Source organism: Variovorax atrisoli (assembly GCF_014195185.1).
Taxonomy (GTDB): Bacteria; Pseudomonadota; Gammaproteobacteria; order Burkholderiales; family Burkholderiaceae_C; genus Variovorax; species Variovorax atrisoli.
Genome location: NZ_JACIBG010000004.1, coordinates 377,529 through 393,334 on the forward strand (window position 1 = coordinate 377,529; position 15,806 = coordinate 393,334).

The following is a 15,806-nucleotide window of genomic DNA, read 5'->3' on the forward strand; positions in this document are numbered from 1 at the left end:
CCCCGCAGGGGGGTTGGCGAAGCGACACGAAGTGCGCGCAGCCTGGAGGGTTACTTCGGGTTCCCGCCGTTCTGCGGGGTCCAGAGCGCCTTCAAGCGAATGCGCTCCTCGTCGAAGCGCGCATTCACCCGCTTCTTCTCGTCTTCCTGCTCCGCGATGAAGCGGTTCTGCACCGCCACGCTCTTCGCGTTGTCGTCGATCCTGCGGCGCAGCGCGGCCGGCGCCTTGGTGGGGTCCTGCTTGTAGAACTCCATCTCCTCGTCGATCTTCTTGCGGTCTTCGCCCAGCTCGGAGATGCGTTTCCTCGCCGCTTCCGACACCGCATCGATCTGCGCGAGTGCCTCGGCGCGTTCGCGATCGTGCGTGGCGCTGTTGGGGTAGCGCACCAGCAGGGCACGCTCGCGGCGCCGCTCGTCGGTCTGCCGGGCGGCCACGATCGCGGCTTCGCGGGCACGGTCCTCGCGCTCCTGGAGTTCGCGCGCGGTGTAGGTCGGCTCCAGCTTGCGGCGGGTCGAGCCGCTCGGGTTCAGCTCGCGCTGCTCGCGGTCGTTGCACTCTGCGATCGGGCGGTCGGCCGTCAGCGTGCGGCCGCGGGCGTCGACGCAGGTGTAGATGCCGGCGGAGGCGCCTTCCACTTTCTGCGGTTGCGCTTGCAGAGCGCCGCAGAAAGAGGAAGCCGTGATGAAAAGGGATGCCGCCGCCAGCAGGCGGAACGTTCGGTCGTGATCGTCGCGTGCGCGGTGCATTCGGCGGCCCCGGTTCAGCTGGCGCCGTAGCGCGCGCGGTAGGCCAGCACGCGTTCGCGGTGCGCGCCGAGGTCGGCCGCGGCATCGCCCGAGAGGTAGCTCAGCAGGTCGTCGAGCGTGGCGATGGCGATCACCGACAGGCCGAGCTGGTTGCGCACGTACTGCACGGCGCTGTGGTCCACGTCGACGCCGTTCTCGGTGGCCTTCTCCTGCCGGTCGAGCGCGATGGCCACGGCATGCGGCGTGGCGCCTGCGGCCTCGATGGCGGCGATCGACTCGCGCACCGCAGTGCCGGCGGACATCACGTCGTCGACGATCAGCACGCGGCCCTTGAGCGGCGCACCGACCAGGTTGCCGCCCTCGCCGTGCGCCTTGGCTTCCTTGCGGTTGTAGGCGAAGGGGTAGTTGCGGCCCCGGCGGGCCAGCTCGGCGGCCACCGTGGCGCCCAGCGGGATGCCCTTGTAGGCAGGGCCGAAGATCATGTCGAATTCGAGGCCGCTCTCGATCAGGCGGTCTGCATAGAATCCCGCGAGCCGGGCGATCTTGGCGCCGTCGTCGAAGAGGCCCGAATTGAAGAAGTAGGGACTCATCCGACCGGCCTTGGTCTTGAACTCCCCGAAACGCAGTACGCCGGCATCCAGGGCGAACTGGACGAAATCCTGGGCGATCGCGCTGCTTTTGCTTTTCTCACCATCTACAGCCATCGGAAATTCCTTGTGTTCAAACTGACCAGTCTCAATCTCAATGGCCTGCGTTCGGCCGCAACCAAAGGCGTGGCCGACTGGGTGGCCGAACTTGCGCCGGATTGTATTTGCATGCAGGAGATCCGCGTCCAGGCCAGCGACATCGAGGGCCGGTTCGAGGAAATGGCCGGCCTCAAGGGCCATTTCCACTTCGCCGAGAAGAAGGGCTACGCCGGCACCGCCATCTACACCAAGCACGCTCCGAGCCAGGTGGTGGTGGGCTGGGGCGACGCCGAGTTCGACGCCGAGGGCCGGTACCTCGAACTGCGCTTCGACACTCCCAAGCGCAAGTTCTCCGTCATCAGCTGCTACTTCCCCAGTGGCAGTTCGGGCGAGGAGCGGCAGGAAGCCAAGTTCCGCTTCCTCAAGGGCTTCTTCCCGCACCTCGTGGCGCTCAAGAAGGAGCGCGAGTTCGTGCTGTGCGGCGACATCAACATCGCCCACAAGGAGATCGACCTGAAGAACTGGCGCGGCAACCAGAAGAACAGCGGCTTCCTCCCCGAGGAGCGCGCCTGGATGACGAAGCTGCTCGACGCCGGCGCCGACGGCGCGGGCCTGGTGGACGTCTACCGCATGCTCAAGCCCGACACCACGGGCGAGGCCTACACCTGGTGGAGCAACCGCGGGCAGGCCTATGCGAACAACGTGGGGTGGCGGCTGGACTACCACCTGGCCACGCCGAAGATCGCGGCGCTGGCGCGCACCGAGCAGATCTACAAGACCGTGAAGTTCAGCGACCACGCGCCGATCACGGTGGACTACGACTTCGAGCTGTAGGGCATGCGCGCGCCGCTCAGCGCGACAGCTCCGGCAGCGCCTTCTCCAGCGTAGTCACGAAGGCCTGCATCGCCTCCGTCTCGTACGCCCCGCGCTTGGTGATGCGGTAGAAGTCGAGCCCGACCTTCGGCTTGGTCAGAACGTCGGTGCGCACGCGATGGCGGCGGCAGGCGGCGAGCGCGAAGGTCGGCATCACGGCGGTGCCGAAGCCGGCCTCCACCATCGCGATCAGCGTGCCGAAGAAGTTGAAGGCGGTGCGCTGCGCGTCGGCGCGGCCGATGGCGGCGAGATGCTGGTCGATCACCTTCTGGATCGGATTGCCCGGCGGCAGCCCGACGAGCTCGGCGCCGCGCAACGCCGACCAAGGCGCAGAGCCCACGCCCCCCGGCTCCCCGTTCCCGGCCTCGTCCATCGGCGCCACCCGCATCAGGTGAAAGCGCCCCACCGGCTCGCGCGCCAGTCCCGGCGCCGCCTTGAAGAAGAAGCCCAGCCCCACGTCGGCCTCGCCAGCCGCCACCATCGCCTCCACGTCGCGCAGGTCGGCGTCGAACAGACGCAGGCTCACCTGCGGATGCGCTTCGCGGAAGCTGGCGAACACCTGCGGCAGCAGGTTCGACGACACCAGCGGTGTGGCCGCGATGCGCAGCGTCTGGCGCGCGGCGTCGCCCTCGGCGCCCAGCTCGGCGGCCACGTCGTCGAGGTCGGTCACCATGCGCTCGACCACCGGCAGCAGGCGCCGGCCCGCGGGCGTGAGGCTCACCACGCGCGTGGTGCGGTCGAAGAGGCGGCAGCCCAGCTGCCTTTCCATCTCGCGGATCAGGATGCTGAGCCCGGCCTGCGTGATGTGCGCCTGCTCGGCCGCGCGCGTGAAGTTGCCCACGCGTGCCACCTGCAGGAAGGCGCGCAGCTGGCGGATCGACAGATTCATATGGATTGATGATAAATCCATATCACATCTAAATTTCCCAAATGATCTTTCTGCGTTCCTAATGCGGGCCGAGACAAAGCAAGCAACGCATCGCAAAGACCGATCATCATGAGCAACGAAGTCATCATCCTGGGCGCCGGCATCGGCGGCCTCACCCTCGCGCTGAGCCTGCACCAGGCCGGCATTCCCTGCCGCGTGTACGAAGCCGTTCCCGAGCTCAGGCCGCTGGGCGTGGGCATCAACCTGCTGCCGCATGCGGTGCGCGAGCTCACCGAACTCGGGCTGCTGGAGGCCCTCGACAAGGTGGGCGTGCGCACGAAGGAAGCGGTGTTCTTCACCGAGCACGGACAGCTGGTCTTCCGCGAGGCCGCGGGCCAGCATGCGGGCTACGACTGGCCGCAGTTCTCCATCCACCGCGGCGACCTGCAGACGGTGCTGTACGAAGAGACGCTGAAGCGCCTCGGCCCCGACAGCGTGGTGTGCGGCCGCCGCTGCACGCACGTGGAGCAGGATGCGGACGGCGTCACCGTCCATTTCGCCGATGCGCCACCGGTGCGCGGCGCCGTTGCCGTGGGCTGCGACGGCATCCACTCCGCGCTGCGCAAGCAGCTCTATCCGGACGAGGGTGCGCCGCGCTACTCGGGCATCAACATGTGGCGCGGCACCGCGCGCCGGAAGCCTTTTCTGTCCGGCGGCAGCATGGTGCGCGCGGGCTGGCTCTCGGTCGGCAAGATGGTGATCTACCCGATCCGCAACAACATCGACGCCGAGGGCAACCAGCTCGTGAACTGGGTGGCCGAGATCCATGCACCGCAGCCCGCGATGCGCGACTGGAGCCGAACGGGCCGCGTCGAAGACTTCCTGCCGGCCTTCGCCGACTGGCATTTCGACTGGCTCGACGTGCCGGCGCTGATCCTCGCCTCCGACACCATCCTCGAATATCCGATGGTCGACCAGGACCCCCTGCCACGCTGGACGCACGGCCGCCTCACGCTGCTGGGCGACGCCGCGCACCCGATGGTGCCGCGCGGCTCCAACGGCGCGGGGCAGGCCATCATCGACGCGCGCTACCTCGCGGGTGCGCTGAAGAAGATGGGCGTCGGCACGGCCGCGCTCGATGACTACGACCGCGTGCGCGTCAAGGCCACCACCGACGTGGTGCTGACCAACCGCAGCAATCCGCCCGACACCATCCTGCGCGAAGTGTTCGAGCGATCGGGCGGCAAGCGCTTCGACAGCATCGAGGAGGTCGTGCCCGTCGCCGAGCTGCAGGCCATCTCGGACAACTACAAGCGCGTGGCCGGCTACGACCCGGCGGCCCTGAAGGCGCGCGCTTCCTACCTTTGAACAGCCCACCCCAAGAAGAACACGGAGACAAGAGACCATGCGATCGCTGATCAAGAAGACCCTCGCCACCCTGCTCGTCGCGGCCAGTACCGCGACTGTCGCCACCAGCGCCTTCGCCTGGCCCGACCAGGCCGTCACGCTGGTCGTGCCCTACACCCCCGGCACCGGCATCGACCTGATCGCCCGCCAGCTCTCGGCGAGGCTGCCCGCCAGGCTGGGCCAGCCGGTGATCGTGGAGAACGTGGCCGGCGCCAGCGGCAACATCGGCAGCGAGCGCGTGGCGCGCGCCAAGCCCGACGGCTACACGCTGCTGGTCCAGGTCAACACGCTGGTGATGAACCGCAGCCTCTACCGCTCGCTGAGCTACGACCCGGTGGCCGACTTCGCGCCGGTGTCCCTCACCTCGTGGGGCACGCTGCTGCTGGTGACCAACCCGAACGTGCAGAAGGCCTCGTCGGTGCAGCAGATGGTGAGCGCGGCCAAGGCCGAGCCCGGCAAGCTGACCTACGCCACGCCCGGCGTGGGCACGCCGCACCACCTGTCGATGGCGCTGCTCATGCAGGGCACGGGCACCGAGCTGCTGCACGTGCCCTACAAGGGCACGGCCGGCGCGGTGACCGACCTGCTCGGCGGACGCATCGACTACATGTTCCTGCCGGTGCACGTGGCGCTGCAGCACATCCAGGCCGGCAAGCTCAAGGCCATCGCAACCGGCAGCGGCAAGCGCCTGCCGCAGCTGCCCGACGTGCCCACGCTCGCCGAGGCCGGCGTGACCGCCGACAACGTCGACATGTGGTACGGCGTGCTCGCCCCCAAGGGCACGCCGCCGGACGTGGTGGCGCGGCTCAACAAGGAGATCGCGGCGGTGCTGAAGCAGCCCGAGGTGGCGAAGTCCTTCGAGTCGCAGGGCATGGTGCCGGCGAGTTCGACGCCGGCGGAGTTCGGCGCGTTGGTGAAGAAGGATGCGGACCGCTGGGCCGGCGTGGTGAAGCGCGGGAACATCACTGCCGACTGATCGGCGCACGGGCCGGCCTACATCGCCTCGAACAGCACGTCCTGGGCGCCCTCCCACAGCACCTTCGTCCCCAGCGCGCGCAGCTTCTCGCGCCCCTGGACGATGGTGAGGAAGTGGTTGCCCGCGAGCGTGCCCATCTTGCTGGCGAAGCTGCATGCGCCGTACGCCAGGATGATCTCGGTCTCACTGTAGCCGCCGGGATAGAACAGGATGTCCCCCGCCGACGGGTGGCTGGTGTGGTTCTCGAAGCCCACGCCGAGCTGGAAGTCGCCCAGCGGCACCCAGCATCCCTCGCCGCTCCATCGCACGTGGATGAGCTTCTGCCGGTAGGGCAGCAGCTTCTCGAAGGCCGCCACGGTGAGCGGCGCGTCGGGATGGGTCCGGGCGACGAAGTCGAACCCGCCCGCGACGATGCGGATGTGTCTTTCGCTCATGCCATCACCATCTCGTTCTTGCGCTGCGCCCAGCCGGTCATGCGGCGCTCGACCAGCGACGACACGGCATACAGCGCCACGCCCATCGCCGCGAGCAGGAAGAGCCCGGCGAACACCATCGGCACGTCGAAGTTGCCGCTGGCGATCATCATCACCGTGCCGATGCCCTTGTTGGCCGCCACCGTCTCGCTGAGCACCGTGCCGACGAAGGCCAGCGTGATCGCGATCTTCAGCGACGCGAACAGGTAGGGCAGCGTGCGCGGCAGTCCCACGTTCCACAGGATGTCCCGCCTGCGCGCACCCAGCACGCGCAGCACGTCCTCGAGTTCAGGCTCGGTGCTCGCGAGGCCGGTGGCCACGTTGACCACCACCGGGAAGATGCTGATGACCATCGACGTCAGCACGGCCGGCACGGTACCCGCGCCGAACCACACCACGAACAAGGGCACCACCGCCACCTTCGGGATGCTGGAGAAGCCCACCAGCAGCGGGTAGGTCACGTCGTAGGCGAGCTTCGAGGAGCCGATCGCCACGCCGATGACCACGCCGGCCGCCACGCCGAGCACGAAGCCCGCAAGCGTCGTGTAGAGCGTCTGCGCGGTGTGCGGCCACAGCAGAGGCATCTTCTCGAACAGCACCTGCGCGACCTGGCTCGGCCGCGGCAGCACCAGGTCCGAGATGCCGCTGGCCAGGCACAGCACTTCCCACAGCACGAAGAAGCCGACGAGCGCACCGGCGGAAAGCAGGCGCTGGCGCAGCACGGGAGAGATCGTCTTCATGCGGCCACCTCCGCGACGGGAAGCGACGCACGCGCCAAGGTCTCGTTCATCGCCGCGCCATCCACGCCTTCATCGCCACCGCGTGCCTGGGCGATGCGCATGCGAAGCTGCTGCACCAGCGCGGCGAACTCGGGCGCATAGCTGCTCTCCAGTGTCCGCGGGCGGGCGAAGCCGACCTCGCGCGTCTCAAGGATCCGCCCCGGCCGCGCACTCATCACGCAGATGCGGTTGGCCAGGTAGGCCGACTCGCGCAGGTCGTGCGTCACCAGCAGCACCGTGGGCCGACGCTCGATCCAGAGCTTCTGCATGATGTCCCACAGTTCCTCTCGGGTGAACTGGTCGAGCGCGCCGAAAGGCTCGTCCAGCAGCAGCAGCTCGGGTTCGTGCACCAGCGCGCGGCACAGCGAGGCACGCTGCAGCATCCCGCCCGACAGTTGCCAGGGCCGCCTGTCCCCGAAGCCCCTGAGGCCGACCTGCGCCAGCAGCGCATCGGCGCGCTCGGCGTATTCGCCTTTCTTCTTTCGCCGGTAGTCCTGGCGGAAGGGATCGACGATCTTCAGCGGGATCATCACGTTCTCGCGCACGGTGAGCCAGGGCAGCATCGTCGGGTTCTGGAACGCAAGGCCGATGCGCAGCCGCGGTGCGGCAGATGCGTGGTTGCCCGCCGGCGGCTGCACGCCGGTGGCGCCCACCTCGCGCCCGCCGGCGATCACGGCGCCGGCACTCGGCCGAAGCAGGCCGGCCACCAGCTTGAGGATGGTCGACTTGCCGCAGCCGCTGGGGCCCACGAGCGCCACGAAGTCGCCCTTCTCGATGTCGAGCGTGGTGTGGTCCAGCGCGATGGTGCCGCCGCCGTAGCGCAGCATCACGTCGGAGAGTTGGATGAATGCCTGTGCCATGGTTGCCTTCACAGTGTTGGATCGGATTCGGCCCGCGCCGCTCCGGCCGGCTCCTCGACGCGGACGATCGCGGCCACCGGCCCGCCTCCCGCCGGCCCCTGGTGCTCGGCGCCGCCGGAGACATACAGCGCGGTGTGGCCGGCTAGCGAAGCCAGCACGCCGCCGACCACCGCCCGCGCATGGCGCGTGGCGTGGATGTCCGAGTCGTTGAGCATGGTGTGGCGCTCGCCGCGCACGCGCCCGTCGGGGCTCGCCTCGGCCTTCGCAAGCAGGTTGACCAGCCGCCGCGAGACGGCCTGCGCATCGCGCTCGGCATCGAGGCCGAAGGCATCCCGCAGCAGGGCACGCACGCTGTGGCCGTCGATCGCATCGCGCATCACGCCATGGGCTATGCGCAGCGCGGAGACGCTCGCGCGCGCTTCGCCCAGCACGATGATCACGTTGCCCTCCAGCTCGATGCCGGCCGATGCAGAGGCGCGCGCGGAGAAGAGGCGCCAGTCGGCCAACACGCTCGCGTCGGCGATCGCCTCGCGCGCCGCCTCGCCGAGCGCGACCGCCACGCCCAGCGCCGAGGCGCCGCGCGAGTAGCCCATCGACTCGTAGCTGTCGTGCGTGGCCGGAGGCACCCCGCGCGACAGCGCATCCGCCACCTTGGCCGATGTCAGCAGGGGACACTTGACCTGCACGAAGTGCACGTCATCGGCGCTGTCGATCCCCGCATCGCGCATCGCCTCCGCCACCGCCTGCGCGGTGGCGTCGATCTGCGCGGCACGGCCGATCTCCTCGGGCAGGAAGTCGCGCGTGTGCGCGACGCCCACAGCCAGCCGCTTGCCGGCATGCGCCGGCGGCCATGCCGCCTCTGGCTCCCAGCGCCGCGCGAAGACGGTGAAGTGCGGCGACAGCACGCCCTCGGTGCCGCCCGACATCACCAGCGCCACCCGGCGGTGCACCTCGTCGGGCGTGCAGCCCAGCTCGGGCGCGAGCAGCTGGCACCACGCGGCCGATGCGTACTCGCGCGTGAAGTCGTTGACGCAGCCGTTGCCCTCCGTCTTGCCCATCACGGCGACGATCTCCGACGGCACGAGCTCGCCCGTCTCGATCAGCGCCCGCACGCCCTCCAGGTCACCGGGCCCGCGGCACGGAATGCGCCAGGCGCTGACCTTCTGGATGCGCGGCACGGTGCTCGACGGGCCGCCTGCGCCTGCGGCGGCGGAATCAGCCCGGCTATTCATGCCGCATTCCAGTCGAGTTCGCCGGTGGGCACTGCATTGGCTGGCACGCCCGGCGGCGTCTGCAGGATCGCGCTGCTGTAGTGCTCGGTGTTGCGCGGCTTCGACGCCGGCATGCGCTGCACCGCCTTCACCGAACGGCCCCAGCCCGCGGCACCGTCCACCAGGCGGCCGTCGCGCATCACGAAGCGGCCGCGCAGCAGCGTATGGAGCGGATAGCCCTGCACCGTGCGGCCATTCCAGGGCGAGATCTTGCTGATGCTCTGCAGCCTGTTCTGCGACAGCACGCCGGTGCGGCCCATGTCGACGAAGGCGATGTCGGCATGCGCACCCGGCGCGATCACGCCCTTGGTGCCGTACAGGCCCCAGGCCTTGGCCGGGTTCACGGCGCTCCAGCGCACGTAGTCCATCAGCGTGGCACGGCCCCGGTTGACTTCGGTGAGCATCAGCGGCATCTGCGTCTCGACGCCGGGAAAGCCGCAGTCGCATTCCCAGATGCTCTCGCGCGTCTTCTCTTCCGGCGCATGCGGTGCGTGGTCGGTGGCGATCATGTCGAGCGTGCCGTCCATGAGCGCGTCCCACAGCGGCTGGTTGTGGCGCGGCTCGCGGATCGGAGGGTTCAGCCGCATCACGCCGCCCAGCGTGCGCATGTGGTCGGTGTTCAGCAGCAGGTACTGCGGACAGGTCTCCGCGGTCACGTCGACGCCGCGCTCGCGCGCCTGGCGAAGCAGGAAGAGCGAATCGGCCGCGCTGTGGTGGGCGATGTGCACCCGCGCGCCGGTCCATTCGGCCAGCGCCAGCACGCGGCCCATGGCCTCGATCTCGGCGACCGCCGGTCGCGCCGCCAGATGCGCCATCGCGTCGATGCGGCCGGCGGCCTGCATCTTCTTCTGGCGGCGAAAGAGGATCGACGAGTTCTCCGCGTGCACCACCGTGCGGATTCCCAGCGGAGCGAGCTTCTCGAAACCCTCGAGCAGCGCGCCGTCGGTGGGCGCGGGCAGGTTGCCGAAGGTGTTGCCCACGAAGGCCTTGAAGCTGGTCACGCCCGCGTCGAGCAGTTCCTCGAGCCGCTCGACGGTGTCGTCGCCCAGCAGCCCGTGGATGCCGAAGTCCACGTAGGAAGACTCCGCCGCCTTCTGCTTCAGGCGCAGCGCCTCCACGGTGCCGGTGGGCGGATTGGTGTTGGGCATCTCGAACACCGTGGTCACGCCGCCCATCGCCGCGGCGGCCGAGCCGCTCTTCCAGGTTTCCTTGTGCGGGTAGCCCGGATCGCGGAAGTGCACGTGGCTGTCGATGGCCCCCGGCAGCAGGTACAACCCGTCCGCGCGCATTTCCTGCCGCGCCGGCGGCATGGTGTCGTCATGACCCACGGCCACGATGTGCTCGCCGGCCACGGCCACCGCGGCCTGGCAGATGCGTTCCGGCGACACCACGCTGGCGCCGCGGATCACGAGGTCGACTTCCTTCGTCATGTCGTCGCCCTCCTCAGAGCATCGCCCAGCCGCCGTCGACGGGCAGGTCGACACCGGTGATCTGGCGCGACACCTCGCTGGCCATGAAGAGGCATGCGTTGGCCACGTCGGTGTCGCTCGACACGCGGCGCAGGGCGTAGTCGGCGGCATGGCGCGTCATCGCCTCTTCCAGCGTGATGCCGAGCTTGCGGGCCATGTCGGCACAGACCTTCTCGCGGAAGCGCGGGCCGTCGACCATGCCGGGCGCCACGCAGTTCACGTTGATGCCGTAGGGCCCGGCCTCCAGCGCGAAGCTCTTGGTGATGCCGCGCAGGCCCCACTTGGATGCGGAGTAGGCCATGCGGCCGGCCCGCCCGCGCATGCCGAACGTGCCCCCGACGTTCACCACCTTGCCGCTCCTGCGCTCGATCATCGAGGGCAGCACGGCGCGCATGGTGTTGAAGCAGCCCGTCATGTTGAGCTGCACGATCTCGTCGAACTCTTCGGAGCTGGTCTCCCAGCCGGTCTTGCCTATCGGGCCCGAGCCGCCGGCCACGTTGACCAGCACGTCGATGCGCCCGAAGGCCTCCAGCGCGTGCGCGGCCAGGGCCTGCGTCTGTTCGCCCTTCGTGAGGTCGCAGGGCACCACGACGGCCGCGACACCGAGTGCGCGCGCCTCCGCGGCCACCGGTTCGATCGCTGCCGTGTCGCGCCCCGCGAGCACCAGCTTCGCACCTTCGCGGGCGAAGGCCAGCGTCACCGCGCGTCCCATCCCCTTGGCGGGGCCGGTGATGAGCACCACCTTGTCTTCGAGTTGCAGGTCCATGTGATTCCTTTTCGTCGTCTGTCGTTGTTCGGTCGTTGTTCGGTCGTTCCTGGCTATCGGTCGAGCCGGCCCGGGCCCGCGCTCAGGGCTGCCCCGCCTGCGTGCCCGAGGGCCGCTCGGCGCGCGCGGGCAGGAAGCCGCGGTCGAAGACCTCCTCGGGCGCCGGCAAGCGCGGCAACTGGTTGGCTTCGGCCACGATGGCGATCGCGCGCTTCATGCGCTCGAGGTCGATGTCGCCCAGGCCGATGCGCGCCACCTCGGGGTGGCTCATGTCGTTGCGCAGCGTGGCGAGCAGCTTCTCCTTTTCGACATCGCGCTTGAGCAGCGGCTCTCGCTTCATGACGGCGGCCACGCCTGCATCGGGATCGGCGATCACGTCCTTCACTGCGCGGTTCAGCGCCTTCACGAAGCCCTGCACCGCCTTCGGGTTCTCCTTCGCGAAGCTGCGCGAGAAGAACACGGTGTTCGAATACAGATCCATGCCGTGGTCGCCGTAGCGGATGAAGCGCAGGTCCTTCGCCGGATCGAGGCCCATCGCCTTGGCGCTGAAGCTCACGGTGGTGACGTAGCCGAAGGCAGCGTCGATCTGTCCGCGCGAGAGCATCTGTTCGCGCAGGTTGGGCGCCATGTTGGTGATGTTCACCTTGGCGGCATCGACCTTTGCGATCCTGGCGAAGGCCGGGAACAGCTTCAGCGCCCCGTCGTTCGCCGGGCCGCCGATGGTCTTGCCTTCCAGGTCAGCGGGGGTGCGGATCGGGCTGTCCTTCTTCACCACGAGCGTGAAGGGCGGCGTGTTGTAGAGCATGTAGACCGCCACCGGCGCGTCGGCCGGGCGCCTGGCCGAAAGGTCGATCAGCGCGTTGACGTCGCCGAAGCCGGCCTGGTATGCGCCAGCGGCCACCTTGGGAATGGAGGCGGCCGAGCCTTCGCCCTGGTCGATCTCGACATCGAGGCCTTCGGCCTTGAAGTAGCCCCTGTCCTGCGCCAGGAAGAACCAGGCCTGCGGCCCTTCGTACTTCCAGTTGAGCACGAGCTTGACCGGGGTCTGCGCTGCCGCGGGCAATGCCGAAGCGGCGAACCCACCGGCGGCGAGCAATGCTGCGGCCAGCAGGCGCGGCAGACGGCCGGGCCTGGAAGCGAAGGGAGTGGAAGAGAGCTGGAATGCGGGCATGTCGGTAACTCCTAGCGAAGGTTCTTGCGTTGGGAAAGCGACGTGCGCAGCGCCTCGGCCGTGGCCACGAAGCCGTGGAGCTGCTGCACGATGAAGTGGATGCCGCGCACGACATACGACGGCGAAGGCGTGCCGCAGGCGTCCTCCAGCAGCACGCAGTCGTAGCCGAGGAAGGCCGCGTCCTGCAGCGTGGAGAACACGCAGCGGTCGGTGTTGATGCCGGCGAAGAACAGCGTGCCCAGGCCCTGCTGGCGCAGCAGGCTGTCGAGCTCGTTGTCCCAGAAGCCGCTCAGGCGGTGCTTGTGGACGATGAAGTCGGCCGGATCGACCTCGAGCTCGTCGATCACCTGCGCGCCCCATTCGCCGCGCACCAGCGAAGGGCCGTGGTCGATGGGCGAGCGCTCCGCATAGCCCACGCCGCGTGCCGTGCGCTTGCCCTTGAAGTGGATGGTCGGGCTCAGGTTGCGCGCATCGGCGCGGATGCCCCAGTTGAGCCACACCACCGCGCCGCCGGCCGCACGCCACGCGGGCAGGAGCCCGGCGATCACGGGAATCGGCTTGCGCGCGGCCTTCACGCCGAGGCCCTTCTGCGCGAACCAGCCCTCGGGGTGGCAGAAGTCGTTCTGCATGTCGACCACCACCAGCGCGCTGCGCGCAAGGTCGAAGGTCACCGGCTGCGGCTCGGCCGCGATGCGCATCGGCCTGGGCCTCGGCACCGTGCGCACCAGGCTCACGCCCTCGGCGTCGAGCGTCCATGCGTTGTGCGGCGTGGGGCCGAATCGTGCGGCCTGTTCGTCTTTGGTGCGCCGGATGCGGGGGTTGCGGTTCATGCCTGCGAGGCACGCAGCCAACATGCCAAAAGGTGCGTCGTATCCGTACCTTTTCGCGGACTATGCGTTGCCGCAACGGCAACAGTTGATTGGCGCGATTCATGCAACCCGGTGCGGCGATCCGTTCACTTCCGGGCCGAATCCGACCCGGCCGTCCTCGCCTCGCCTCGCCTCGCCATGAACCATCTGCGATTCCTCCGCTACGCCGACGAGGTTGCCCGTGCCGGCTCGATCCGGCAGGCGGCCGAACGCCTGCACGTCGCGCCCTCGGCGGTGAATCGCCGCATCCAGGACATCGAGGAGGAACTCGGCACGCCCATCTTCGAGCGGCTGCCGCGCGGCATGCGGCTCACCACGGCGGGCGAGCTGTTCATCCGCTATGTGCGCGGCCGATCGGCCGAACTCGATCGCGTGCGCTCGGAAATCGAGGAACTCAAGGGCCTGCGGCGCGGCACGGTGCGGCTGGTGGCCAGCCAGGCGCTGGCCCCGCGCTTCCTGCCGTCGGCCATCCAGGCCTTTCGCGAGAGCCATCCGCTGGTGGCCTTCGAAGCCCGCATCGGGGACCACGTCCAGGCCGCCGATGCGCTGCGCAGCTTCGAGACCGATCTGGCGCTGGTATTCAACCTCGCACCGGAGGCCGACATCGAGCGTGCCGCCGCACTGGAACAGCGGCTGATGGCCATCATGCATGCGCGGCACCCGCTTGCGCAGGCGCCCGGCCTGCGGCTGCGCGACTGCGCCGACTATCCGGTGGTGCTGCCGAACCGCGACACGGGCGGGCGGCAGCTGCTGGAGCGCTTTCTTGCGCGCAGCTCGATCCGCATGCCGGCCATGGTCGAGAGCAACAGCTTCGAGTTCCTGCGCGGCTGCCTGCTCGACCGGCAGTCGATCTCGTTCCAGATGGCGATCGGTGCGCCGACGGACGACAGGGACTTCGTCGCACGCGAGATCGAAGACCGGGGCTTCCCGCGCGGCGAACTGGTGCTTGCCAGTTTGCGCGGACGTCAGCTGCCGGTCATCGCGTACGCGTTCGCGGAGTTCCTGCGCAAGCGGCTCGCCCAGACCCGCACGGACTGACCCGCCGCGGAGCCTGTCGGCATCAGCGCGTTGACGAGGCCTTCCCCGCGTGCCGCGCCAGATGCACCTGGTGCAGCGTGATCTTGCGCACCTCGGCCTGGCTGGTCTCGATGTGGGCGCGCAGCAGCATGGCGGCCTGGTCGCCGCGGTTCGCGCGCACGGCCTTCAATATCTTCGCGTGCTCGTCGTAGGTGGCGTCGATGCGCGGCTGCTTGGTGAAGTCGAGCCGGCGGATGATGCGGATGCGGTCGGTCACGTCGCCGTGCACGCGCGCCATCTCGGCATTGCCGGCGGCCGCCACCAGCGAGCAGTGGAAGGCCTCGTCCCACTGCGCCACCTGGGCCATGTCGGTGCTGCGCTGCGCCGCGGGCACGAGCCAGATGTCGGCCAGCGTGTCGAGCATGCCGCGGTCGATGTGGCGGTCGGTCTCGCACAGGCGGTGCACCGCGGTGGTCTCCAGCACCATGCGCAGGTCGTAGAGCTGCTCGAACTGGTCGAAGTCGAAGGGCAGCACGCGCCAGCCGCTGCGGAAGAGCACCTCGACGAAGCCCTCCTGCTGCAGCCTGAAGAGCGCCTGCCGCACCGGCGTGCGCGACACGCCGAGCCGGTCGCTGATCTCGCCTTCGGTGAAGCGGTCGCCGGGCACGAGGATGAAGTCGGCCACGTCGCGCTTGAGCTGCGCGTAGACCTCGTCGGCACGCGTGCGGAAGGCGGACGCGTCGGTGGCGGCTGGAGCGGAGGCTTCTGGGCGGGGGCGAACGGTGGACACGGATTGGATGTTAGTCGCTGGCGCGTTCGGCCATGGTCATGGTCATTGCTGCTGCCTGTTCTTCAGCGCCGCGACGAGCGCGGGGCCCGGCGCCGTCCAGCCGACGATGGCGCCCTGCGCGCGCACCATGTCCAGCGTCGCCGCCTTGAAGGCGGGAAAGTAGCTCTCGGTGCAGTCCTCGAGCAGCAGGCAGTCGTAGCCGCGGTCGTTGGCTTCGCGCATGCTGGTCTGCACGCAGACCTCGGTCGTGACGCCGCCGAATAACAGATGCGTGATGCCGCGCGCCTGCAGCAGCTCGTGCAGGCCGGTGGCGTAGAACGCGCCCTTGCCAGGCTTGTCGATCACGATCTCGCCCTCCACGGGCGCGAGCGCCTCGATGATCTGGTTGCCCGGCTCGCCCGCCACGAGGATGCGGCCCATCGGCCCATCGTCGCCGATGCGCAGCGTGGGGTTGCCGCGGTTGCGCTTGGCGGGCGGGCAATCGGAAAGATCGGCCTTGTGCGCCTCGCGCGTGTGCACCACGAGGCCGCCCGCCTCCCGCCATGCCTCCAGCACGGTCCTGGTCGCAGGCACGATGGCTTCGAGCAGCGACACGTCGTTGCCCAGCGTCTCGCCGAAGCCGCCGGGCTCGATGAAGTCGCGCTGCATGTCGATCAGCACGAGCGCAGTGTGCGAGATGTCGAATTCGTAGGGGAATGGGTTGGCTTGTTCTATGCGCATGCTGGTTCTCAAGAATGTGCCGGCCAACGACGGCCCTCGCCCAAAGACAGAGCCCGGCGGGCGGT

General features: G+C 69.0%; 17 protein-coding genes. 4 read left to right on the forward strand and 13 right to left on the reverse strand.

Annotation, left to right across the window (positions count from 1 at the left end; genetic code table 11):
• Positions 1-50 precede the first annotated feature (50 nt).
• Together FHY06_RS16915 and pyrE are read right to left on the reverse strand one after the other, a co-directional pair.
• Positions 51-635 (reverse strand): DUF4124 domain-containing protein, encoded by a 585-nt coding sequence (locus FHY06_RS16915; RefSeq protein WP_311733704.1) that lies wholly within the window; start codon positions 633-635, stop codon positions 51-53.
• A 125-nt stretch (positions 636-760) separates the two neighbouring features.
• Positions 761-1,450 (reverse strand): orotate phosphoribosyltransferase, encoded by a 690-nt coding sequence (gene pyrE, locus FHY06_RS16920; RefSeq protein ID WP_019655408.1) that lies wholly within the window; start codon positions 1,448-1,450, stop codon positions 761-763.
• A gap of 12 nt (positions 1,451-1,462) precedes the next feature.
• On the opposite strand from pyrE, the gene FHY06_RS16925 reads away from it, so the two are divergent.
• Positions 1,463-2,266, forward strand: coding sequence for an exodeoxyribonuclease III (locus FHY06_RS16925; RefSeq protein WP_126184115.1), 804 nt, complete (start codon positions 1,463-1,465; stop codon positions 2,264-2,266).
• Positions 2,267-2,282: 16 nt separating this feature from the next.
• On the opposite strand, the gene FHY06_RS16930 is transcribed toward FHY06_RS16925, so the two are convergent.
• Positions 2,283-3,194: a LysR family transcriptional regulator gene (locus FHY06_RS16930; RefSeq protein WP_184605841.1), complete on the reverse strand. Its 912-nt coding sequence runs from the start codon at positions 3,192-3,194 to the stop codon at positions 2,283-2,285.
• Between the two features lie 108 nt (positions 3,195-3,302).
• Here FHY06_RS16930 and FHY06_RS16935 point away from each other — a divergent pair, with 108 nt between their 5' ends.
• Both FHY06_RS16935 and FHY06_RS16940 read left to right on the forward strand, forming a co-directional pair.
• Positions 3,303-4,541 carry a flavin-dependent oxidoreductase gene (locus tag FHY06_RS16935; RefSeq protein WP_184605842.1) on the forward strand — a complete coding sequence of 413 codons (1,239 nt, stop codon included), beginning with the start codon at positions 3,303-3,305 and terminating at the stop codon, positions 4,539-4,541.
• 37 nt (positions 4,542-4,578) lie between these two features.
• Positions 4,579-5,556 carry a Bug family tripartite tricarboxylate transporter substrate binding protein gene (locus tag FHY06_RS16940; RefSeq protein ID WP_019655404.1) on the forward strand — a complete coding sequence of 326 codons (978 nt, stop codon included), beginning with the start codon at positions 4,579-4,581 and terminating at the stop codon, positions 5,554-5,556.
• Positions 5,557-5,573: 17 nt separating this feature from the next.
• Here FHY06_RS16940 and FHY06_RS16945 read toward each other — a convergent pair whose 3' ends face one another.
• The 8 genes from FHY06_RS16945 to FHY06_RS16980 all read right to left on the reverse strand — a co-directional run bounded on the left by FHY06_RS16945 (position 5,574) and on the right by FHY06_RS16980 (position 13,175).
• The gene (locus tag FHY06_RS16945) at positions 5,574-5,990 is read right to left on the reverse strand and encodes a DUF3830 family protein (protein WP_132800135.1); all 417 of its coding nucleotides are present in this window, start codon (positions 5,988-5,990) and stop codon (positions 5,574-5,576) included.
• Positions 5,987-6,769 (reverse strand): ABC transporter permease, encoded by a 783-nt coding sequence (locus tag FHY06_RS16950; protein WP_184605843.1) that lies wholly within the window; start codon positions 6,767-6,769, stop codon positions 5,987-5,989. The genes FHY06_RS16945 and FHY06_RS16950 overlap by 4 nt, the downstream gene beginning before the upstream one ends.
• Positions 6,766-7,668: an ABC transporter ATP-binding protein gene (locus tag FHY06_RS16955; protein ID WP_184605844.1), complete on the reverse strand. Its 903-nt coding sequence runs from the start codon at positions 7,666-7,668 to the stop codon at positions 6,766-6,768. The genes FHY06_RS16950 and FHY06_RS16955 overlap by 4 nt, the downstream gene beginning before the upstream one ends.
• A gap of 8 nt (positions 7,669-7,676) precedes the next feature.
• Positions 7,677-8,900, reverse strand: a complete 1,224-nt coding sequence (gene atzD, locus FHY06_RS16960) for a cyanuric acid amidohydrolase (RefSeq protein ID WP_184605845.1) — start codon at positions 8,898-8,900, stop codon at positions 7,677-7,679.
• The gene (gene allB, locus FHY06_RS16965) at positions 8,897-10,369 is read right to left on the reverse strand and encodes an allantoinase AllB (RefSeq protein ID WP_184605846.1); all 1,473 of its coding nucleotides are present in this window, start codon (positions 10,367-10,369) and stop codon (positions 8,897-8,899) included. The genes atzD and allB overlap by 4 nt, the downstream gene beginning before the upstream one ends.
• Before the next feature lie 13 nt (positions 10,370-10,382).
• Positions 10,383-11,174, reverse strand: a complete 792-nt coding sequence (locus FHY06_RS16970; protein ID WP_126184123.1) for an SDR family NAD(P)-dependent oxidoreductase — start codon at positions 11,172-11,174, stop codon at positions 10,383-10,385.
• 82 nt (positions 11,175-11,256) lie between these two features.
• Positions 11,257-12,345 (reverse strand): ABC transporter substrate-binding protein, encoded by a 1,089-nt coding sequence (locus tag FHY06_RS16975; protein WP_132751906.1) that lies wholly within the window; start codon positions 12,343-12,345, stop codon positions 11,257-11,259.
• 11 nt (positions 12,346-12,356) lie between these two features.
• Positions 12,357-13,175 (reverse strand): cysteine hydrolase family protein, encoded by an 819-nt coding sequence (locus FHY06_RS16980; protein ID WP_184605847.1) that lies wholly within the window; start codon positions 13,173-13,175, stop codon positions 12,357-12,359.
• Between the two features lie 177 nt (positions 13,176-13,352).
• On the opposite strand from FHY06_RS16980, the gene FHY06_RS16985 reads away from it, so the two are divergent.
• Positions 13,353-14,252, forward strand: coding sequence for a LysR family transcriptional regulator (locus FHY06_RS16985; protein WP_126184126.1), 900 nt, complete (start codon positions 13,353-13,355; stop codon positions 14,250-14,252).
• Between the two features lie 22 nt (positions 14,253-14,274).
• Here the strand turns inward: FHY06_RS16985 and FHY06_RS16990 are convergent, their stop codons facing one another.
• Positions 14,275-15,021: a GntR family transcriptional regulator gene (locus tag FHY06_RS16990; RefSeq protein ID WP_126184127.1), complete on the reverse strand. Its 747-nt coding sequence runs from the start codon at positions 15,019-15,021 to the stop codon at positions 14,275-14,277.
• 42 nt (positions 15,022-15,063) lie between these two features.
• Positions 15,064-15,741 carry a cysteine hydrolase family protein gene (locus tag FHY06_RS16995; RefSeq protein WP_184605848.1) on the reverse strand — a complete coding sequence of 226 codons (678 nt, stop codon included), beginning with the start codon at positions 15,739-15,741 and terminating at the stop codon, positions 15,064-15,066.
• Positions 15,742-15,806 lie beyond the last annotated feature (65 nt).